Genomic DNA, 20,815 nt, shown 5'->3' with positions numbered 1-20,815 from the left:
AAGATAATACGAATATTGAACAAGATAAAATTCGCAATTTTTCAATTATTGCTCATATAGATCATGGTAAAAGTACATTAGCTGATCGTATTCTAGAATTAACTGGAGCGGTAGCTAACCGTGATATGAAAGCACAATTATTAGATAGCATGGAACTGGAAAGGGAAAGGGGTATTACAATTAAATTAAATGCTGTTCAATTACATTATACAGCTAAAGATGGTAATACATATTTGTTTCATTTAATTGATACACCAGGTCACGTCGATTTTACATATGAGGTGTCACGTTCACTTGCGGCTTGTGAGGGAGCAATTCTGGTTGTAGATGCAGCTCAAGGTGTTGAAGCACAAACACTTGCTAATGTATATTTGGCTATTGATAATAATTTAGAAATTCTACCTGTTATTAATAAAGTAGATTTACCAAGTGCTGATCCTCAACGTGTTATACATGAAATAGAGGATGTTATTGGATTACCAGCAGATCATGCACCATTAATATCCGCTAAAAGTGGACTTAATGTTGAGGAAGTATTAGAAAAAATAGTTCAGGAATTTCCAGCACCTTCTGGAAGCATTGATAATCCAACTCAAGCTTTAATTTTTGATTCATTTTATGATAGTTATCGTGGTGTTGTTGTCTTTGTGCGTATTAAAGAAGGATCCATTAAAGTTGGTGATAAGATTAAATTTATGGCTACAGGTGCTGAATATGAAGTAACAGAATTAGGGGTACGTACACCTTCTGAGGTAAAAAAAGACCGATTAGTTTGTGGTGAAGTTGGCTGGATTGCAGCAGCAATTAAATCCATTCAAGATGTTCATGTGGGAGATACAATTACGACTTTAGAAAATCCATCTCATGAACAGTTACCAGGTTATCGTAAATTAAATCCGATGGTTTATTGTGGATTATATCCTATTGATAATGCTAAATATAAAAACTTAAGAGAAGCATTAGATAAAATTCAATTAAGTGATTCTTCTTTAGTGTTTGAACCTGAAACGTCTCAAGCATTAGGTTTTGGTTTTAGATGTGGATTTTTAGGATTATTACATATGGATGTTATTCAAGAAAGATTAGAAAGAGAATTTGATCTTGATTTAATAGCGACGGCACCATCAGTTATCTATCATTGTTATTTAACGGATAAAACAATGGTTGAAGTAGATAACCCTGCGATGTTGCCAAGTCCTCAAGTCATTGAACATATTGAAGAGCCTTATGTTCGTGCCTCTATTATGACACCAAATGAGTACGTAGGTACTATTATGGAATTATGTCAGGCTAAACGCGGGGATTATGAAGATATTCAATATATTGATGATACAAGACGATGTGTTGTTTATGCAATCCCATTATCTGAAATTGTATATGATTTTTTTGATAAATTAAAATCCAGTACAAAAGGGTATGCGTCTTTTGACTATGAACTTATTGGTTATCGTACTAATAAATTACAAAAGATGGATATTTTATTAAATGGTGATGTTGTAGATGCTTTATCAACTATTGTACATAAAGATTTTGCTTATAGCAGAGGTAAAGTTATTTGTGAGAAATTAAAAGAAATTATTCCAAAACAGATGTTTGAGGTGCCGGTTCAAGCGGCATTACAGGGTAAAGTGATTGCAAGAACAACTATTAAAGCGATGAGAAAAAATGTTTTAGCTAAATGTTATGGTGGAGATATTTCTCGTAAAAAGAAATTATTAGAAAAACAAAAAGAAGGTAAAAAACGTATGAAAGCAGTAGGTAGTGTTGAAATTCCTCAAGAGGCTTTCATGGCAATCTTATCTGTAGATGATGATTAAGGTCTAGATATATCTAGACCTTTTTAATTAAATGAGTTTTCTTGACAAAATACACTATTTGTCTACATTTTGACAAATATAATCAATCATCCGTGTATTCATTACACATTTTAATCTATAATATAAATAGAGAAAGCGAGGAATAAAAATGTTAGCAAAAAGTAGTCATGGTCAAGCAATGGCAGGAAAGACACAATATGTAAAAAAAGAAGCTTTTGATAATCACCATCAAACAGAAATTAGATGGTTAGGTAATGCAAGTATTATGATTAATAGTCATGGCACAAATATTATGATAGATCCGCTTTTAGAAGGTTTTGACATGCCATTATTAATTGATATGCCAATATTACCATCACAAGTACCTTCTTTGGATGCAATTTTAATTACTCATATAGATAATGATCATTTTTCAAGAATGACGTGTACTGATTTAAAAACTGTATGTAACAAATATTATGCACCAAATTATGTAGGTGATGTGATGCTTGAAGAAGGGTATCCTGTTCAAAAATGTGATATCGGCGATGGTTTTAAAGTGGGATCATTGGATGTGAAGTTAACACCAGCAAAGCATAATTGGCAAAATGGTTCAAAAAAATGGCAATATCGTTTTTGGCTAGAAAAAGATTATTGTGGTTATTGGTTGGATACTCCAGATGGGACAATTTGGTTACTAGGAGATTCTCAATTATTGGAAAGTCATTTACATATGAAACAACCCAATGTTATTTTGTTTGATTTTGCTGATAATGAATGGCATATCACATTAAACGGAGCTATAAAACTTGCTAATACATATCCTGATGCTGATTTAATTTGTATTCATTGGGGATGTGTTGATGCACCCGATATGACACCATTTAATGGAAATCCGGAAGTATTATTTGATAAGATTATTAATCCTGAACGTATTAAAGTATTAGCACCTGGTGAATGTTATGTACTTGGAGAAAATCAATGAAAACTTTATATTTAATGAGACATGGAGAAACACAATTTAATTTACAACATCGTATTCAAGGATGGTGTGATTCACCACTTACTCAAAAAGGAATACAACAAGCAAAGCGTGCGGGAGAATATTTTAGACAAAATCATATTCAATTTGATCATGCTTATTGTTCAACAAGCGAACGTAGTAGTGATACTTTAGAAAATGTGGTAAATATGCCTTATCAACGTTTAAAAGGCTTAAAAGAGATGTATTATGGACAACTTGAAGCAGAAAGTGAAAGATTGAATTCCCATTTAACTCCTCAAGATTGTGAAACATTCTATCTTCAATTTGGTGGAGAGTCACCTAATGATGTGCGTGATAGAATGGTAAAAACACTCACTGACATCATGGAAAAGGAGGATCATCAAACAGTTTTGGCTGTTTCTCATGGCGTTGCATGTTTTAATTTTTTACGTGCAATTCAAGATCCAATGGAAGAATTAAAAAAAGGATTTGGTAATTGTTGTATTTTTGTTTATACATACAATCAACATCAATTTTCATTAAAAGAAGTGATTAGACAAGGAGGTAAGTAGAATGAAATATGTGCAATTAGGTAATACTGATTTAAAAGTATCTAAAGTGTGTTTGGGGTGTATGGGATTTGGTGATGCTAGTAAAGGAATGCATTCTTGGACATTACCATACGATGAATCTAAAAAGATGATTAAGTATGCTTTAGATCAAGGAATTAATTTCTTTGATACTGCTATGGCATATCAAGGTGGAACGAGTGAGATTTATCTTGGTAAAGCTATAAAGGAATATGCAAATAGAGCGGATGTAGTGATTGCTACAAAATTTCATGGTAGAACTAAAGAACAAATTCAACAGGGGATTACTGCTAAAGAACATATAGAAACATGTTTAAATAATAGTTTAAAAAGATTGCAAATGGATTATGTGGATTTATATATTCTTCATGCTTGGGATAATTTGACACCTATTGAAGAGACTCTAGAGGCTTTAAATGAGGTGGTTCGTCAAGGTAAAGTAAGATATATTGGTGTATCAAACTGTTATGCATGGCAAATAGCAAAAGCAAATGAAATAGCTAAACGAAATGGTTGGGCACCTTTTGTATCTGTCCAAGGTCATTACAATTTAATTTTTAGAGAAGAAGAAAGAGAAATGAAACCATATTGTGATTTACATAACGTTGCTTTGACACCATATAGCTCACTTGCTTCAGGTAGACTTGCTAAACATCCTGGTGAATCATCTAAACGTATGCAAGAAGATACTTATGCTAAAGGGAAGTACGATGCAACTGCTGATGCAGATTTAAAAATAATAAAACGTGTTGAAGAATTATCACAAAAGAAAAATGTGTCCATGACTGAAATCTCACTTGCGTGGCTTATGAATAAAGTATGTTCACCTATTGTTGGAGCAACAAAAACATCTCATATCGATGGAGCTGTTAAGGCAACAAACTTGATATTAAGTGATGATGAAATGAATTATTTAGAAGAACTTTATGTTCCTCATGCATTAGTTGGAGTGATGGCTAGTAATAAATAATAAGAAACATGTGATGTGAATGACTTTGTAATCACATCATTTGTTTCTTTTTTATTTTGTATTATAATTATTTGCATAAACAGACATAATAGATCAGGAGGATACAATGATAAAAATAGATTTAGTGACTGGCTTTTTGGGTTCTGGAAAAACAACTTTTATAAAAGAATATGCTCTGTATTTGATTGATCAGGGAAATAAAGTGGGGATTATTGAAAATGATTATGGCGCTGTCAATGTTGATATGATGCTATTAGACCAAACATTTCAAGGTCAGCTAGAAATAGAAATGATAGCCGGTGGGTGTGATGAAGATTGTCATAGACGTCGTTTTAAAACAAAATTAATTGCGATGAAGATGCAAGGGTTTGATCATATTATAGTGGAGCCATCGGGGATTTATGATGTCGATGAGTTTTTCGATGTGCTTCATGAAGATCCACTGTCTAGTTGGTATGAAATTGGCAGTGTTATTACCATTGTTAATGCTAAATTATCTAATCACCTTTCTTTACATGCAAAAAAAATGTTAGCAAGTCAAATTGCAAACGCAGGAACAATCATTTTAAGCAGAGTCGATGAAGCAAGTCAAAGTGATATCGAACATACATTGCAGGGTATCAATGAGTTTTTAAAACAAATACAATGTCGAAAATGTATAAATAAAGAAGATGTTTTAATAAAAAAATTTGAAAATTTTACAGATGATGATTATCAAATTATAGAAAAACGTGGATATAAGATTGAACCTTATGTTAAGGATATTACATCTATTCAAAGTGGCTTTGAATCAACTTATTTTTTACATGTCAATTTAGATATTCATATTTTAAAAGAACGGATTAAACAAATTTTTAATGATCCTGGTTGTGGACAAGTATTAAGAATAAAAGGCTTTATAGAAAGAGAGGGTCAGTGGTTAGAAATTAATGCTACAGATGATGATATCATTACAAAGCCAATAGATCTTGGACAACAAATTATTATTGTTATAGGCGAAAAGTTAAATAAAGAGAAAATAGAAAGATATTTAAAATAGCTTTCGATATTATCACATTAGTAGTAATTTATTATGAATTATGATAATATTATTATAGCGCTTAAAATAAGAAATGAATTGAAAGGAGAATTTTGAGATGGGATTTTTAACTGGAAAGACAGCTATTATTACTGGTGCTGGTCGTGCTGTTTTGCAAGATGGTAGTTGTGGATCAATTGGTTATGGTATTGCAACTGCTTATGCTAAAGAAGGAGCTAACCTTGTCATTACAGGGCGTAATGTAGCTAAATTGGAAGCTGCTAAAGAGGAACTAGAAAGATTATATAATGTAAAAGTTCTAATAGTTCAAGCAGATGTTAATGCAGGTGCTGATAATGAAACTGTTGTAGGTAATGTTGTTAAAAAAGCTATGGATGAATTTGGTCGTATTGATGTGTTAATTAACAATGCTCAAGCTTCAGCTTCAGGTGTACCTTTAGCACAACATACAACAGATCAATTTAATTTAGCTATGTATTCAGGATTATATGCAGCATTTTATTATATGAAAGCATGTTATCCTTATTTAAAGGAAACTCAAGGTTCTGTTGTAAACTTTGCATCAGGTGCAGGATTATTTGGAAATTATGGTCAATGTTCTTATGCTGCAGCTAAGGAAGGAATTCGTGGATTATCACGTGTTGCTGCAAATGAATGGGCAAAAGATGGTATTAATGTCAATGTTGTATGCCCATTAGCATGGACTGCCCAATTAGAAAAATTTGCTAACGATTATCCTGAAGCATTTAAAGCTAACGTTGCTACACCACCAATGGGACATTTTGGTAATAATGAATTAGAAATTGGTCGTGTATGTGTACAGCTTGCTAATCCTGATTTTAAATATATGACAGGGGAAACCATTACTTTAGAAGGTGGACTAGGATTAAGACCTTAATAAAGACACATCATATGATGTGTTTTTTATTGTTAATTTTGTGTTTTATGTTACAATAAGGCTATCTCAATTTGAAAGGAAATAGATATGAGTAAAGTAAATAAATTAGGTCAGTATAAGGATATTGAAGTAAACGTTGAAAAACACAATGTCACTGAAGAAGAATTAGAACAACAATTAGCTGCGTTCGTGGCACAAAATCCAACATTTGTTGAAAAAGATGGACCTGTTGAAAATGGTGATGTGACAACAATTGATTTTGAAGGATTTAAAGATGGTGTTGCTTTTGAAGGTGGAAAAGCTGAAAATCATCAATTAGAAATTGGATCTGGACAATTTATACCAGGATTTGAAGAACAAATGATTGGGATGTCTAAAGGTGAAACAAGAGAATTAAATTTAACTTTCCCAGAAAACTATGGTGCTGCTGACTTAGCTGGTGCTGATGTTGTTTTCAAAGTTACTGTACATAAAATTGAAAATAAGAAAGATTCACAATTAGATGACGAATTTGTAGCTTCATTAAATATACCTAACTTATCAACTGTTGATCAATTAAGAGAACAAATGAAAAATCAAATTCAAGGACAACATGATCAACAATACCAAGCACAAGTAGAAAATTCAATTTTCCAACAACTTATTGAAGCTTGTGAAGTAGAAGTGGAAAAAGAAGATATTGATCGTGCATTGAATTTACAAATTCAACATATGCAAATGGAATTAGCACGTCAAGGATTAGCGTTTGAACAATATTTACAAATGATGGGGACTAATGAAGAAGCATTCCGTCAACAAATTGAACCAAATGCTAAACAACAAGCAATTTTTGAAGCTGTTATTGACGCTATTGTTGAAGCAGAAGCAATTGAAGCAACTCAAGAAGAAATTGATCAACAATTAGATATGATTGCAGCACAAAATCAAATGACTAAAGAACAAGTATTAGAAAAAGTTAATATGGAAGATTTAAAACATGACTTTTCTCGTGTTAAAGCAAGCCAATTTGTTTTAAATAGTGCAAAAATAAAATAAAAAAAGAAAGTTGATAAACAACTTTCTTTTTTTATGGATAATCAATCATTAGTTCTTGAATAGTAAATTTTATAATGCTATTATATACAGTATAAAAAATCATAAAAATAGGAAAGTGGAGTAGTGCAATGGAACTTTTAAAAGAACGTATTCGTAAAGATGGAAAAATAAAGGAAGGAAATGTACTAAAAGTTGATAGTTTTTTAAATCACCAAATGGATGTCAAATTATTTCATGAGATGGGCTTAGAATTTAAAAAACGTTTTGCAAATGAAGAAATTAATAAAATATTGACGATTGAAGCTTCTGGGATTGGAATTGCTTGTATTGTTGCAGAAGTATTTGATGTACCTGTTGTTTTTGCTAAAAAATCGCAAACTAAAAATATTGCTGGTGATGTTTATACAACAAAGGTTGAATCTTATACGCATGGACGTGTTTATGATATTATTGTTTCTAAAGAGTATTTAGGAAAAGACGATAAAGTTTTAATTATTGATGACTTTTTAGCAAATGGAAAAGCATTAGAAGGTTTAATTGATCTTGTCCAAGGTGCGGGTGCTAAAGTCGCAGGTGCTGGAATTGTTATTGAAAAGGGATTCCAACCTGGTGGAAAATTTATAAGAGACCGTGGAGTTCATTTAGAGTCACTTGCAATTGTTGAAAGTATGGATGAAAAAACAGGTGAAATCGTTTTTAAATAAGGTTTTGAAAATCAAAACCTTTTTTTATTTTGTGTTAAATTTTATTAAACTAATAAATTTACTACATTATCTAGATTAAATGTACTATTTTTGATACAATGGGTAGGCAGTCAAATTGTACTAATGTTTATACATTGATACAATTTATAAAAAAGAAGGAGGAAAAAAGATGGAAAAGTCAAAAAAGATTGTTTGGTATAATCTTGCATTCATGGCATTTTCTACCGTTTGGGGTTTTGGAAATGTATTAAATGGATTTGTTTACTTTAATGGTATTCAAGTAATCTTTAGTTGGGTACTTATGTTTGCATTATATTTTGTACCATATGCCTTAATGGTTGGAGAACTTGGTTCTGCTTTTAAAGAATCAGGTGGTGGTGTCAGTTCATGGATTCATGAAACAATGGGACCAAAATTAGCTTATTATGCTGGATGGACATACTGGGCTTGTCACGTTACATATATTGCTAGTAAAAGCTCAGGAGGATTGAAAGCATTAAGTTGGGCAGTATTTAGAAATGCTGAAACTTATGATTCTTTTCCTACAATTGCAGTACAGTTAGTAACTTTAGTCGTATTTTTATTTTTCTGTTGGGTTGCAAGTAGAGGATTAAATCCTTTAAAGAAATTAGCTACTTTGGCAGGAACAAGTATGTTTGTTATGTCAATTTTATATATCATTATGATGTTTGCTGCACCAGCAATCAATCCTAATGGTGGTTATTTATCACTTGATTTTAGCTTAGATAAGATTGTTCCACAATTTAATGTTAATTACTTTACTTCACTTTCAATTCTTGTGTTTGCTGTAGGTGGATGTGAAAAAATTTCACCATATGTAAATAAAGTTGAAAACCCAAGTAAAGGTTTCCCTAAAGGAATGATTGCATTAGCTATTATGGTTATGGTTTGTGCTATTTTAGGAACAGTTGCAATGGGTATGATGTTTGATCCATCTGTAATTAATGGTAGTGCTGAGTCATTTAACTCATATGTATCTAATGGTGCTTATTGGTCATTTGAAAAACTTGGTGAATATTATGGATTGGGAGATACTTTATTAGTTATCTATGCATTATGTAATATGATTGGTCAATTCTCAACATTAGTTATCAGTATTGATGCGCCACTTAGAATGTTATTAGAAAACGAAGATTCACGTCAATTTATTCCTAGTAAATTATTAAAACAAAACAAATATGGTGCTTATATCAACGGTATCAAAATGGTTGTTGTTTTATCAGGAAGTATTATTTTAATTCAAATTATTGGTGGAGCTGGAGCTGCAGGTGTACTTGCTCAATTGAATAAGTTAAATTCTGTATGTATGCCAATGCGTTACTTATGGGTATTTGTTGCTTATATTGCTTTACGTAAAGCACATGATCGTTTTAACCCAGAATATAAATTTGTTAAAAATAATAAGGTTGCTTTATTCTTTGGTGTTTGGTGTTTCTTAGTTACAGCTGTTTGTTGTATCTTAGGTGTTTATTCAACTGACATCTTTACAATGTTATTAAATATCATTGCTCCTATTGTTTTAACAGCTTTAGGAATTGTTTTACCAAATATTGCTAAAAGAGAAAAAGCAAAACAATAAAATAACTTAAACATATCCTTTTGGTAAGCCAAAAGGATATGTTATAATTGCTTACATATGGAGGCGTAAATATGTATAAAGAAATTTCAAATGAAATGTTATCTTTTTTACAAAAAAGTCCTAGTGCTTTTCATGCAGTGGATAACATTAAAAATGAATTAAAAAAAGAAAACTACGAAGAATTATTAGAAGGTCAAAATTGGAATATTAAACCAGGTGGTAAATATTTTGTTACTCGTAATAATTCTAGTATTATTGCTTTAAATTTAGGTAAAAAACTTGATCATTATGGATTTAATGTTGTGGCATCCCATACTGATTACCCTACATTTAAAATTAAAGAAAATGCAGAAATTGAAGTAAAAGGAAAATATACTCAACTTAACACAGAAGGTTATGGTGGTATGTTGTGTGCAACTTGGTTTGATAGACCTTTATCAATTGCTGGTAGAGTTATTGTAAAAGAAGGAAATCAATTTGTAACAAAATTAATTAATATTGATCGTGATTTAGTTTTAATTCCAAATATGGCGATTCATATGAATCGTGCTGTTAATGAAGGTTATGCATATAATAAACAAATTGATATGTTACCTTTATTTGGTGGTCAAGATTGTAAACCAGGTGATTTTAATAAATTAATTGCTAAAGAAATGAATGTTTCTGTTGATGATATTTATGGAAGTGATTTATATCTATATAATCGTACTGCTCCTTCAATTTGGGGTGCAAATGAAGAATTTATTTCTAGTCAACATTTAGATGATTTACAATGTGGATTTACATCATTAAAAGGATTCTTAAAAGGATATAACGACGAATCAATTAATGTACTAGCATGTTTTGATAACGAAGAAGTTGGTTCAGGTACAAAACAAGGCGCTGGATCAACATTCTTATATGATGTGTTACGTCGAGTAAATAATGCTTTAGGAAAAACTGAGGAAGATTATTACTGTGCATTGGCTTCAAGTTTCATGCTTAGCGCTGATAATGCTCATGCAGTTCATCCAAATCATCCAGGTAAAACAGATGTAGCTAACTGTGTGTATATGAATGAAGGTATCGTTGTAAAATCACATGCAGGTCAAAAATATACAAGTGACGCTATCAGTATTGCTATTTTTAAAGATATTTGTAAACGCGCTGGTGTTCCAGTACAATTCTTTGCTAATCGTTCTGATGAAGCAGGAGGAAGTACTTTAGGAAATATAGCTATGGCACAAGTATCAATGAATAGTGTAGATATTGGTTTACCTCAACTTGGAATGCATTCGACATACGAAACTGCTGGTGTCAAAGATACTTACTATATGATTAAGGCTGTTGAAGAATTCTATAATTCTCATATTAGTGAAATTTCACATGATGTTTTAAAGGTATCTAAATAATGAAAAAAGAAGAAATGACAACTGATATTGAAAACTATACAATGTCTAGTTTATGGGTTACTATGTCAAGTTATTTAGTGTTGTTATTTGTTAAAGAATTTTTGACAAAACATTATTTAATTAATTTTTCAATTGATTTATTAGTTGCGGTGTTTGCATTTTATATTGCATTATTTCAATTAAAAAATGATTATAAGTTATTAAAAAAATACCAACTTTCTAATAAAGCGTTATTGATTCAAATTATAACAATTATAATTTCTTTTGTTATTGTTTTGATTACATTAAAGAGCCCATTTGATGCTATATTCTTAATTTTAATTATTGGTTATTTTTTAAGTAAACGAAGTTTCAAACAGGAAATAATGAAAAAGAAATCTTGATAAACGAGATTTCTTTTTTTATAATATGTTTATTTATAAGGGGTGATTATATGAAAACAGGAATGATTTTAGAAGGCGGTGCTATGAGGGGATTGTATACTGCTGGAGTTTTAGATGTTTTATTAGAAAATAACATTGAAGTAGATGGTTATATTGGCGTATCTGCAGGCGCTGTATTTGGATGTAATTATAAATCGAAACAAATCGAAAGGGTATTACATTATAATTTGAAATACGGACAAGACCCACGTTATTTTGGCTTGAAATCTTTATTAAAAACTGGGGATTTGTATGGTGTTGATTTTTGTTATCATAAAATACCAGAAGAACTAGATCCATTTGATAATGAGACTTTTATTTCCGATCCTGTTGATTTTTATGTTGGAATAACTGAGGTAGAAACAGGGAAACCAGCATATCATTTATGCAAAACAGGAACAGGTGAAGATTTACTTTGGATGCAAGCCTCAGCTTCCATGCCACTTGTGTCCAATCCTGTAAGCATTGACCAGCATCTTTATTTAGATGGAGGTATTAGTGATCCGATTCCATTAAAATATTTTCAAAGTATTGGTTATGAAAAAAATATTGTTGTTTTGACACAAACTCAATCATATCGAAAAAAACCAATGAAATTCTCTTCTATAATGAAAAAAGGATTAAAGAAATATCCTGCAATTTATAATGCAATGAAAGAAAGACATCAAGTATATAATAAAACATTAGAATATATAGAGGATTCTAAGAAAAAAGGAGAGACATTTGTTATTCGACCATCGCATTCTTTATCTATTAAGCGATTAGAAAATGATCCTATTAAATTAAATGAGGCATATTATCTTGGAAGAAATGATGCGTATAAAAAGTTAAATGAGTTAAAGGCATTTTTAAAACGATAGTTAACTATCGTTTTAATTAAAAATATCGAATTCTAAACAATATACAAGTGAATCAAACATTTTTGTATTGAATCCATAACATTGGCAACTATCAATTTCACCGGTCCAATCATTGTTTAATTGATCTAATAATGGTTGGATTTGATTTTGTTCGATATTGAATGTAATAAACAATTCACTATGATCTTTTATCATGGCATAAGGACGAGCTGGTGAAATTGAAAATAAAGGATTTATTTTTATTAATGCTTCTTTTACTTTATTTATATCATTGTCTTTTTCACTTGAAATAATAACGTGTAATCTTGCTAACATATATCCTCCTGTTGGCATTATCATATCATGATTTGCTTAATTTGACTATAAATTATCCAGGTTTCATTGACGAAACTTAAATGAAAAGGTAAAATTAACTTGTTGTTTTATATTTGTTTTTTGGGAAGGAGTTATTTATGGATAATTCAAAATCAATAGTAAAACAGGCATCAATTCTTGCTGTGGCTGGAATATTTGTAAGAATTATTGGTGTTTTATATCGAAGTCCTTTAACAGCTTTAATTGGTGATGAAGGAATTGGATATTATTCAACTGCTTATAATATATATGCTATGATCTTATTGATATCTTCGTATAGTATTCCTACAGCTATATCTAAATTAATAAGTGAACAAATAGCAATTAAACAATATAAAAATGCTAAAAAAATATTACAATGTTCTTTTATTTATATTTGTGTAATTGGTGGATCAGCGGCATTAATAGCATTTTTTATTGCTCCGTATATAGTACCTAAATATGCAGTTTTTGCATTACGTATTTTATGTCCAACTATTTTTCTTTCTGGTTTAGTTGGGGTTTTAAGGGGTTACTTTCAAGCACATTCAACAACGCTTTATACATCTGTTTCACAAATTATTGAACAAATTTTTAATGCTGTTGTTTCAATAGGTGCAGCGTGGCTCTTTATTCAACCTTTTATTAATGGTAATCATTCATTGATGGCCAGTTATGGGGCAGGAGGAAGTGCCTTAGGAACAGGTGCCGGTGTTTTAATTGCATTAGTCTATATGACTTTTATGTTCTTAAGAAAAAAGAATAAAATGATTGATGAAAGTGATGGTATAGAGTATATAGATACTTCTAAAGCTATATTTAAATCAATTCTGTCAATTGTAACACCAATTATTATATCAACATGTATTTTTAATATCGTTACTACTGTAGATATGTATATTTATTATTTCTTTATGAATTACAAAGGAATGGATTCTGTATTAATGAGTCAGTTATATGGCGTTTATTCTGGAAAATTCATGGTTTTAATTAACGTACCTATTGCTCTAGCAAGTGCCATGTCTACAGCTTCAATTCCAGCTGTATCCGGAAGCTATATCACACAAAATTTTAAAGAAACAAGAAAATTAATTAATAATGGTATCAATGCAACAATGTTAGTGCTTATTCCATCATTTATCGGAATGGCGGTTCTTTCTTATCCTATTATGGGCACACTTTTTCCACAAAAACAAACTTTACAAATTGCAGCCACAGTACTTACTGTTGGTTCACCAGCAATTGGTTTTTATGGATTATCGACTTTTACAAATGGAATTTTACAAGCGATAGGCCATGTTAAAGAACCGTTAAAAAATGCAAGCAAAGCATTGATTATTTATGCAATGATGCTATCAATATGTTTATTTTTATTACCAAAAGAATGGGCATTATACATTCTTGCTGCTTGCAATATTGGTTATGCAGCCATTGTTTGTTTTTTAAATCAACGGGCATTATCTCGTATTTTAAATTTTAAGATACATTTACGAAGAACTGTTTTATTACCTTTATTAGCTTCGATTTTTATGGGAGTCGTGGTCTATTTAGTTTATCATGGTTTATTTAATTTAACGAGAATGGTTTTTATCCCATTATTTATATCAATTATTATTGGAATTGTTGTTTATTTTATTGTTGTTTTATATTTATACAAAGATCATCCAGAATATTTATCAAATATTCCTTATGTTGATCGTATATTAAGAAAAATAAATCACTAAAGTGATTTATTTTTTATAAAGGAGAATTATGAAAAAAATAACGATTGGAATTTTAGCGCATGTAGATGCAGGGAAAACGACATTAAGTGAAAGCTTTTTTTATCAAAGTGGGCTTATTAAAAAAATGGGTCGTGTTGATAAAAAAGATAGTTTATTAGATTATGAACAGATGGAACGAGAAAGAGGTATAACTGTATTTTCTAAAGAAGGTGTATTTAAATGGAAAAATACTTCATTTAATCTTATCGATACTCCCGGTCATGTTGATTTTACAAGCGAGATGGAAAGATCGCTACAAATACTTGATTATGCTATTTTAGTTATTAATGCAAGAGAGGGAATACAGTCACATACACGAACTATTTTTAAGTTATTAGAGCATTTTAATGTACCTACTATTATATTTGTTAATAAAATGGATATGGCTTATCAAAGTTCTAAAGAACTTCTTAAACAAATTCAAAATGAATTATCTTCTTTTTGTTTTGATGCTAGTGAGGCTGATTTTCAAGAAAATATTTCTTTATTAGATGATTCTTATTTAGATGCTTTTTTAGAAAATGGGGACATCGGACAATATAATATGGAAAATGCATTCAAGAATAGATTGTTTTTTCCATGTGTTTTTGGATCGGCATTAAAAAATGATCATATTTCATTTTTATTAGATTTTATGGATCAATACTGTGTAGCATATCATCAAAAAGAGAAATTGGAAGGAATTGTCTATAAGATTACTTATGATAAAAATACACGCCTTACTCATATTTTATTAAGAGGCGGTTCTTTGAATGTTAAAGATGAAGTGTATCAAAAAGAAAAAATTCATCAAATTCGTATTTATCATGGAAGTAAATTTGATCTAGTTCAAACAGCACATGAGGGTGATATTATTGCTGTTACTGGTTTACATTCATTGGAGATAGGCATGGATTTAAATGGTCAATATATTTTGGAAAAGCCACAGATTGTACCGTTTCTTTCTTATCGGATTGTTTTGCCAGATGATTGTAATCAAAGTGATGCTATTAGAAAATTAAGAAACTTGTCTTATGAAGATCCTAATTTACATTTCCATTATGAATCTGAAATAAATGAACTAAGAATTCAAGTGATGGGAGAAATTCAATTAGAAATTCTTAAACAAATTATTTTTGATCGGTATCAGTTACCAGTAACATTTGATATGGGACAAATTTCATACTATGAAACAATAAGTCAAAGTGTCGAAGGGGTTGGTCATTTTGAACCACTTAAACATTATAGTGAAGTCCATCTTTTGTTAGAACCTTTACCAAGGGGAAGCGGTTTACAGTTTTGTTTAGATTGTAGTCCTAGTCAATTATCATTATCTTATCAAAATGCTTGTCTTCATTATTTAAAAGAGTCATATTTAAAAGGAGTTTTAATCGGTGGAGCTGTTACTGATATGAAGATTACAGTCATTAATGGAAAGGCACATCAAAAGCACACCGAAGGTGGTGACTTTAAAGAAGCAACATTACGGGCGCTAAGACAAGGTCTTAAGAAGGCAAAATCAATTATTTTAGAGCCATATTATGCTTTTAAAATGACTTTAAATCAAGAATATATGAGTAAAGTTATATTTGATTTGGAATTAATGGACTGTAAATTTGAAATTACACAAGATGAAATGATTGTAATCAAAGGAACAGGTCCTGTTTCTAAAATGCTTGATTATCCTTTAAGATTTAAAGATTCTACCAAAGGAAGTGGTCATTTATCATATCAGCTTGATGGATATTATGAAGTCAATAATCAAGAAGAAGTCATAAATCAAATACATTACAATAGTGAAGAGGATCCATATTATCCTACAGGTTCTATTTTTTGTAAGAATGGTAGTGGGTTTTATGTACCATGGAATCAAGTAGAACAATATATGCATTTACCTTTAAAAAAAACATATCAGCCCCCAAAAAATAATCACCGTCAACAAGTTATAGATGAAAAAGAATTGGAAGAGATATTTATTCGTACTTATGGTCCAATTAAACATCGCCTATCTAAAGATATGAATAGAAAAATCGAAATAATAAATAATGAAAAAGTAACAATTTTGCCAGAGTGTTTATTAGTTGATGGTTATAATGTTATATTTTCATGGGATGAGTTGAAAGATTTAGCTAAAGATAATTTAGATGCTGCAAGAATGAAACTTATTGATATGATGTGTAATTACCAAGGATACAAAAATAATGTTTTAATACTTGTTTTTGATGCTTATAAAGTAAAAAAGAATGATGGACTTATTGAAAAATACGATAATATTTTTCTGGTTTATACAAAAGAAGCTCAAACGGCAGATATGTATATTGAAAGGGTAACTCATGATTTAGCTAAAAATTTTAGAGTTGTCGTTGTGACATCAGATGCTTTAGAACAACTCATTGTCAGTGGTAGAGGTGCAACGAGAATGTCTTCTCGAGAATTTGAGATGATTGTAAGTCATACACATAAAGAGAATTACGATGAATTTAAACGTAAAAATAAGGTTATGAAGAACTATTTATTAGATGATTTTAAAGGAGACAAGTAGTCTCCTTTAATTCTTAACATGATGATGACAAGTAAAAGAATGATCATCAATAGCTTTAAATTTGTAACCTTTATTCAAATAGTATTGAATAATTGTTGGTAAAGCTTCTACTGTTGTTGTTTTAGTGTTTGTATCATGAGCTAATATAATGATATTGTTATGTGATGAATGCGTGGCTGATTGAATGATCTTGTTTACAGAAACAAGGTGAGCAGTGGCATCACCTGTACCACAGTTCCAATCATAATACTGGTATCCTTCATCGATAACGCGTTTAGTCAGCGCCGACATAATTCCTATATTATATTGTTTAGATATTTGATTACTACTTCCTCCTGGAAAGCGTATATAATGGGGTGTATAGCCAATGAGATTATTTAACATCTGGCTTAAACGTTCTAAGTCAGCCATGTAGTCATTGACTGATTTGTATATTTTATCATAATCATGGCTGTATGAGTGCATTCCTATAGTATGTCCTTTTTCTTGGGCTAATTTTATATATTTATTATAATTTTGACCATTACCTGTTACAAAAAAAGTAGCTTTGATTTTATACTGATCTAATATTCTTAATATTTTAATTGTATTTGATGATGGACCATCATCAAAAGTTAAATATACTATTTTTTCATGACTTTCCTGTTCAACTCCTATTTTGATATTTTTGACAACCGTTATTTTTCTTATTCTTTTTGTTTGATTTCCTGAACGATCTTTTACAATATATGATACATAATATGTTCCTTCTTTAGATATATCAAATTGGTTTGAATTAATAATAAGTTGTGGGTGAGGGTCTTGATTATCGTGATAAACAAGGCCTTCTTTTAAATCATAAGGAGTGTTGATTTTTAATGTAAGAGGTTGAAGATTTTTGATAATTGGTTTTTGTTTATCGGCTTTGCATATTTTAAGATAAGTGCTTTTGGTTGTCTTATTATGCGCTTGGTCTTCAACTGTAATCGATATTTTTTGTTTACCAGGCTTATTGAATCGATATTTTTTGTCAAAATATATTTTTGTTTGGGTTTGATCTTGAATATGGCTAATAAAATTTTTAGGATATGCTTGCATGCCTAAATCTATTTCATAAGGATGAATCTGAAATGATGGCTTTTTTGAATCAATAACATCCACTTTTAGGGGATATTGACGATGATGATAGTGATAGTTTATGGTATATGTTCCTAGCTTATGAATATTAAGATTATTGATATTATAAGAAACGTCTTTAATTTTACCGTTTTTTACTGATTTAATATTTGCTAAAAAGTTGTACTGTTGGTGTATTTCAATACGTGGGTGATTCTCAAAAAAAATAAGTTCTTTTTGATATTTTTGATAACAAAAGATAATACTCAATATAATGACAAAGGAAAGAAAAAGATATTTTAAATGAAATTGTTTTAACATTTTATGTCACCTAGTTGACTTTCTTTCTTGATTTTTATATAAATTAACTAAAAAGGGAGTTGAATATCATGTCAGAAATAATTGAATGGGGATGTATATATGATTATTTAAATTGGTGGGGAAATTTATCATTTGAACAAGTTCCATTTAATGATGTAGATAGTTTGATATTGAGTGAATTATCATACATTTCATGTGATGATTATATAAAAGAAAATATGACAATTGGTGAGTTATCACTATACTGTCAAAATGCTTTAAAAGATGCAAAATCAGAATTTTCTTTAATATATGAATCAACAAATTTAGTTCAAATATTAAATAATTATTCTCGCTTCAAAGATATTTCTATTATTCGATATTGTAATGATATTGATTATTGTAAAGAAAAACAGTTTTCAGCTATGACATTTGTTTTACCACAATGTTGTTTATATATTGCTTTTAGAGGAACGGATGATACTATCTTGGGCTGGAAAGAAGATTTTAATATGATATATAGAGAAAAAGTTCCATCTCAAGAAGAGGCAGTTAAGTATACTGAACAAGTCATAAAAGATTACAAAATAATATTAAATAAAAAAGGGCACTTTTTTAAATATCCTCATGTATATTTAGCTGGTCATTCTAAAGGTGGCAATTTAGCTATTTATGCAGGAGTCAAATTAGATAGAAAAATAAAAAAGTATGTTAAAAAAATCTATAATTTTGATGGACCAGGCTTTAATCAGTCATTTTTAAAAACAACTGAATATCAAGAAATGAAAGATAAGATTATTACTTTTAGACCGCAAGGAAGTGTTATAGGTGGTCTTTTATATCATGATTGTAGACAGATAATTGTGAGTTCTTTTTCACATACGATGATGCAACATAGTGGGTTTACATGGAAAATAAAGGCTGATAAATTTAAGGTATGTGATCAATTGGATGAACGCTGTATCAAGATTAATGATGAGATTAATAAAATATTAGAAAGTATGGATAATGTTCAAAAAGAATCCTTTGTTAATGAATTCTTTGAATTGCTTAACCAATCTAATATTAAAATGGTTTGTGATATTACTGAAAATAAACTGAATAAGTTAATAACGGGGATGAAGGGATTTAAAAATATGTCTAGTGTAAATAGAACTATATCATTAACTTTGCTTAAATACATGCTACTTTTAGAAGGAAAACATTTATTTTAAATTAAAAGGAAATAATTACTTATTTCCTTTTAATTGTGTTTCTAATATGGAAACAATATTTTCAAAAAATAGTTGATCTTCCTTTGAAAAACGGTTAACTTTGTATGAATCTAAATCTAATACGCCATAAAGTTGATTTTGAAAAATAATAGGAATGACTAGCTCACTTTGACTCAAACTATCACAGGCAATATGTCCGGCAAATTCATGGACATTTGCAATTCTTTGGGTTTCTTTAGTAATTGCACATTTTCCACAAACACCACGATTTAATTGTATTTCATTACAGGCAACCAATCCTTGAAATGGACCTAAAATTAATTTATCATCATAATATAAGTAAAATCCCGCCCAAGAAACATCTTTAATGTTTTCTTTAATAAATGCTGATGTGTTTGCAAGCAGAGAAAGATCATAATTTATATTTTCAATTAATGCTTGATATTGTTTCAATAATAATGTATTCATGATATCACCTCAGTATGACTATAGCATAAAAAAAGGAGTGTTTGTATGATTGATATCGATAAAGCGAAAAAAAGATTTGAAAAGTATGTGAGTCAATATGATTTAAATAATGATAAAATCAGATTAAAAATGATTCACACATATTGTGTAGTTGAAACTTCTAAATACATTGCAATACACGAACAGTTATCTTACGAAGATTACCAGTTATCTTTATTAATTGCGTTGTTACATGACATCGGTCGCTTTGAACAATTGAAACAATTTAATAGTTTTAGTGATCAAAACGTAGATCATGCTTTATTAGGTGTAAAAATATTATTTGAGGATAATTTGATTAGAGAATTTATTGACACTGACCAATATGATCAAATTATAAAATCGGCTATTCAGTATCATTCTTTATATCAATTACCTGTCATTAAAGATCAAAAAATTTTATTGCATGCGAAGCTAATAAGGGATAGCGATAAGTTAGATAATTTTAGAGTCAAAAACATTGAATCTATTGAAACTTTGTTTGATATATCTGAAGAAAACTTTGTTAATCAATTGGTTAGTGATAATATTATTGACGATATTAAAAAACATCACTTAATATTATCAAGCAATAGAAAAAATGAAGTTGATATGTGGGTTTCTTATTTTGCTTTTGTTTTTGATTTGAATTTTAACGCTAGTTTTCAGTATTTAAAAGAAACGCAATATATAAGAAAAAATATAGATCGTTTTGTTTATAATCCTTTGTTGAAAAAACAAATGGAATTTGTAAAAAATGAATGTAATCAGTATGTTTTAAATCATCTTTAGAGTATAAATTTTGTTATTTTA

At 29.8% G+C, this 20,815-nt stretch carries 19 protein-coding genes; 16 read left to right on the top strand and 3 right to left on the bottom strand.

Annotated features, from left to right (window positions below; genetic code table 11):
- The first annotated feature begins 14 nt into the window (after window positions 1-14).
- The 12 genes from lepA to DWZ53_RS00985 all read left to right on the top strand — a co-directional run bounded on the left by lepA (window position 15) and on the right by DWZ53_RS00985 (window position 12,290).
- Window positions 15-1,817: a translation elongation factor 4 gene (lepA, locus tag DWZ53_RS01040; RefSeq protein WP_118431190.1), complete on the top strand. Its 1,803-nt coding sequence runs from the start codon at window positions 15-17 to the stop codon at window positions 1,815-1,817.
- Between the two features lie 148 nt (window positions 1,818-1,965).
- Window positions 1,966-2,781: an MBL fold metallo-hydrolase gene (locus DWZ53_RS01035; RefSeq protein WP_118431127.1), complete on the top strand. Its 816-nt coding sequence runs from the start codon at window positions 1,966-1,968 to the stop codon at window positions 2,779-2,781.
- Window positions 2,778-3,353 (top strand): histidine phosphatase family protein, encoded by a 576-nt coding sequence (locus DWZ53_RS01030; RefSeq protein ID WP_118431125.1) that lies wholly within the window; start codon window positions 2,778-2,780, stop codon window positions 3,351-3,353. The genes DWZ53_RS01035 and DWZ53_RS01030 overlap by 4 nt, the downstream gene beginning before the upstream one ends.
- A 1-nt stretch (window position 3,354) precedes the next feature.
- Window positions 3,355-4,341 carry an aldo/keto reductase gene (locus DWZ53_RS01025; RefSeq protein ID WP_118431123.1) on the top strand — a complete coding sequence of 329 codons (987 nt, stop codon included), beginning with the start codon at window positions 3,355-3,357 and terminating at the stop codon, window positions 4,339-4,341.
- Between the two features lie 106 nt (window positions 4,342-4,447).
- Entirely contained in the window at window positions 4,448-5,380 is a 933-nt protein-coding gene (locus DWZ53_RS01020) for a GTP-binding protein (protein ID WP_118431121.1), read from the top strand.
- 97 nt (window positions 5,381-5,477) lie between these two features.
- Window positions 5,478-6,278: an SDR family NAD(P)-dependent oxidoreductase gene (locus DWZ53_RS01015; RefSeq protein WP_118431119.1), complete on the top strand. Its 801-nt coding sequence runs from the start codon at window positions 5,478-5,480 to the stop codon at window positions 6,276-6,278.
- 87 nt (window positions 6,279-6,365) lie between these two features.
- Window positions 6,366-7,313 carry a trigger factor gene (gene tig / locus DWZ53_RS01010; RefSeq protein ID WP_118431117.1) on the top strand — a complete coding sequence of 316 codons (948 nt, stop codon included), beginning with the start codon at window positions 6,366-6,368 and terminating at the stop codon, window positions 7,311-7,313.
- 128 nt (window positions 7,314-7,441) lie between these two features.
- The gene (locus DWZ53_RS01005; RefSeq protein ID WP_118431115.1) at window positions 7,442-8,017 is read left to right on the top strand and encodes a xanthine phosphoribosyltransferase; all 576 of its coding nucleotides are present in this window, start codon (window positions 7,442-7,444) and stop codon (window positions 8,015-8,017) included.
- A gap of 169 nt (window positions 8,018-8,186) precedes the next feature.
- Entirely contained in the window at window positions 8,187-9,617 is a 1,431-nt protein-coding gene (locus tag DWZ53_RS01000; RefSeq protein ID WP_118431113.1) for an APC family permease, read from the top strand.
- A gap of 71 nt (window positions 9,618-9,688) precedes the next feature.
- Window positions 9,689-11,008, top strand: a complete 1,320-nt coding sequence (locus DWZ53_RS00995; RefSeq protein ID WP_118431111.1) for a M18 family aminopeptidase — start codon at window positions 9,689-9,691, stop codon at window positions 11,006-11,008.
- Window positions 11,008-11,391, top strand: a complete 384-nt coding sequence (locus tag DWZ53_RS00990; protein ID WP_118431109.1) for a hypothetical protein — start codon at window positions 11,008-11,010, stop codon at window positions 11,389-11,391. The genes DWZ53_RS00995 and DWZ53_RS00990 overlap by 1 nt, the downstream gene beginning before the upstream one ends.
- 50 nt (window positions 11,392-11,441) lie before the next feature.
- Window positions 11,442-12,290, top strand: a complete 849-nt coding sequence (locus tag DWZ53_RS00985; RefSeq protein WP_118431107.1) for a patatin family protein — start codon at window positions 11,442-11,444, stop codon at window positions 12,288-12,290.
- A gap of 12 nt (window positions 12,291-12,302) precedes the next feature.
- Here the strand turns inward: DWZ53_RS00985 and DWZ53_RS00980 are convergent, their stop codons facing one another.
- Window positions 12,303-12,605, bottom strand: a complete 303-nt coding sequence (locus DWZ53_RS00980) for a hypothetical protein (RefSeq protein ID WP_118431105.1) — start codon at window positions 12,603-12,605, stop codon at window positions 12,303-12,305.
- A 137-nt stretch (window positions 12,606-12,742) separates the two neighbouring features.
- Here DWZ53_RS00980 and DWZ53_RS00975 point away from each other — a divergent pair, with 137 nt between their 5' ends.
- Entirely contained in the window at window positions 12,743-14,347 is a 1,605-nt protein-coding gene (locus DWZ53_RS00975; RefSeq protein ID WP_118431103.1) for a polysaccharide biosynthesis protein, read from the top strand.
- A gap of 28 nt (window positions 14,348-14,375) precedes the next feature.
- Window positions 14,376-16,907, top strand: coding sequence for a translation factor GTPase family protein (locus DWZ53_RS00970; protein ID WP_118431101.1), 2,532 nt, complete (start codon window positions 14,376-14,378; stop codon window positions 16,905-16,907).
- A gap of 6 nt (window positions 16,908-16,913) precedes the next feature.
- Here the strand turns inward: DWZ53_RS00970 and DWZ53_RS00965 are convergent, their stop codons facing one another.
- Entirely contained in the window at window positions 16,914-18,323 is a 1,410-nt protein-coding gene (locus DWZ53_RS00965) for a polysaccharide deacetylase (RefSeq protein ID WP_118431099.1), read from the bottom strand.
- 68 nt (window positions 18,324-18,391) lie between these two features.
- Here DWZ53_RS00965 and DWZ53_RS00960 point away from each other — a divergent pair, with 68 nt between their 5' ends.
- Complete coding sequence (locus DWZ53_RS00960) at window positions 18,392-19,516, top strand: Mbeg1-like protein (protein ID WP_118431097.1); 1,125 nt, start codon at window positions 18,392-18,394, stop codon at window positions 19,514-19,516.
- A gap of 15 nt (window positions 19,517-19,531) precedes the next feature.
- Here the strand turns inward: DWZ53_RS00960 and DWZ53_RS00955 are convergent, their stop codons facing one another.
- Window positions 19,532-19,984, bottom strand: coding sequence for a GAF domain-containing protein (locus DWZ53_RS00955; RefSeq protein ID WP_118431095.1), 453 nt, complete (start codon window positions 19,982-19,984; stop codon window positions 19,532-19,534).
- A gap of 45 nt (window positions 19,985-20,029) precedes the next feature.
- On the opposite strand from DWZ53_RS00955, the gene DWZ53_RS00950 reads away from it, so the two are divergent.
- Window positions 20,030-20,794 carry an HD domain-containing protein gene (locus tag DWZ53_RS00950; protein WP_118431093.1) on the top strand — a complete coding sequence of 255 codons (765 nt, stop codon included), beginning with the start codon at window positions 20,030-20,032 and terminating at the stop codon, window positions 20,792-20,794.
- Window positions 20,795-20,815: the final 21 nt, after the last annotated feature.

Origin of the sequence: Coprobacillus sp. AF33-1AC (genome assembly GCF_003475785.1) — a bacterium.
GTDB lineage: Bacteria > Bacillota_I > Bacilli_A > Erysipelotrichales > Coprobacillaceae > Faecalibacillus.
Note: the sequence above shows the minus strand (reverse complement) of the source record. Positions and strands in the feature narration are given on the sequence as shown.

What these genes read in the sequence shown, in the direction of transcription:
- DWZ53_RS01025 (WP_118431123.1), top strand. Translation starts at nt 3,355, where the DNA reads ATGAAATATGTGCAATTAGGTAATACTGATTTAAAAGTATCTAAAGTG.
- DWZ53_RS00985 (WP_118431107.1), top strand. Translation starts at nt 11,442, where the DNA reads ATGAAAACAGGAATGATTTTAGAAGGCGGTGCTATGAGGGGATTGTAT.
- DWZ53_RS00995 (WP_118431111.1), top strand. Translation starts at nt 9,689, where the DNA reads ATGTATAAAGAAATTTCAAATGAAATGTTATCTTTTTTACAAAAAAGT.
- DWZ53_RS01035 (WP_118431127.1), top strand. Translation starts at nt 1,966, where the DNA reads ATGTTAGCAAAAAGTAGTCATGGTCAAGCAATGGCAGGAAAGACACAA.
- DWZ53_RS01020 (WP_118431121.1), top strand. Translation starts at nt 4,448, where the DNA reads ATGATAAAAATAGATTTAGTGACTGGCTTTTTGGGTTCTGGAAAAACA.
- DWZ53_RS00965 (WP_118431099.1), bottom strand. Translation starts at nt 18,323, where the DNA reads ATGTTAAAACAATTTCATTTAAAATATCTTTTTCTTTCCTTTGTCATT.
- DWZ53_RS01000 (WP_118431113.1), top strand. Translation starts at nt 8,187, where the DNA reads ATGGAAAAGTCAAAAAAGATTGTTTGGTATAATCTTGCATTCATGGCA.
- tig (WP_118431117.1), top strand. Translation starts at nt 6,366, where the DNA reads ATGAGTAAAGTAAATAAATTAGGTCAGTATAAGGATATTGAAGTAAAC.
- DWZ53_RS00960 (WP_118431097.1), top strand. Translation starts at nt 18,392, where the DNA reads ATGTCAGAAATAATTGAATGGGGATGTATATATGATTATTTAAATTGG.
- DWZ53_RS01030 (WP_118431125.1), top strand. Translation starts at nt 2,778, where the DNA reads ATGAAAACTTTATATTTAATGAGACATGGAGAAACACAATTTAATTTA.
- DWZ53_RS00980 (WP_118431105.1), bottom strand. Translation starts at nt 12,605, where the DNA reads ATGTTAGCAAGATTACACGTTATTATTTCAAGTGAAAAAGACAATGAT.
- DWZ53_RS00950 (WP_118431093.1), top strand. Translation starts at nt 20,030, where the DNA reads ATGATTGATATCGATAAAGCGAAAAAAAGATTTGAAAAGTATGTGAGT.
- DWZ53_RS01005 (WP_118431115.1), top strand. Translation starts at nt 7,442, where the DNA reads ATGGAACTTTTAAAAGAACGTATTCGTAAAGATGGAAAAATAAAGGAA.
- DWZ53_RS00975 (WP_118431103.1), top strand. Translation starts at nt 12,743, where the DNA reads ATGGATAATTCAAAATCAATAGTAAAACAGGCATCAATTCTTGCTGTG.
- DWZ53_RS00990 (WP_118431109.1), top strand. Translation starts at nt 11,008, where the DNA reads ATGAAAAAAGAAGAAATGACAACTGATATTGAAAACTATACAATGTCT.
- DWZ53_RS00970 (WP_118431101.1), top strand. Translation starts at nt 14,376, where the DNA reads ATGAAAAAAATAACGATTGGAATTTTAGCGCATGTAGATGCAGGGAAA.
- DWZ53_RS00955 (WP_118431095.1), bottom strand. Translation starts at nt 19,984, where the DNA reads ATGAATACATTATTATTGAAACAATATCAAGCATTAATTGAAAATATA.
- DWZ53_RS01015 (WP_118431119.1), top strand. Translation starts at nt 5,478, where the DNA reads ATGGGATTTTTAACTGGAAAGACAGCTATTATTACTGGTGCTGGTCGT.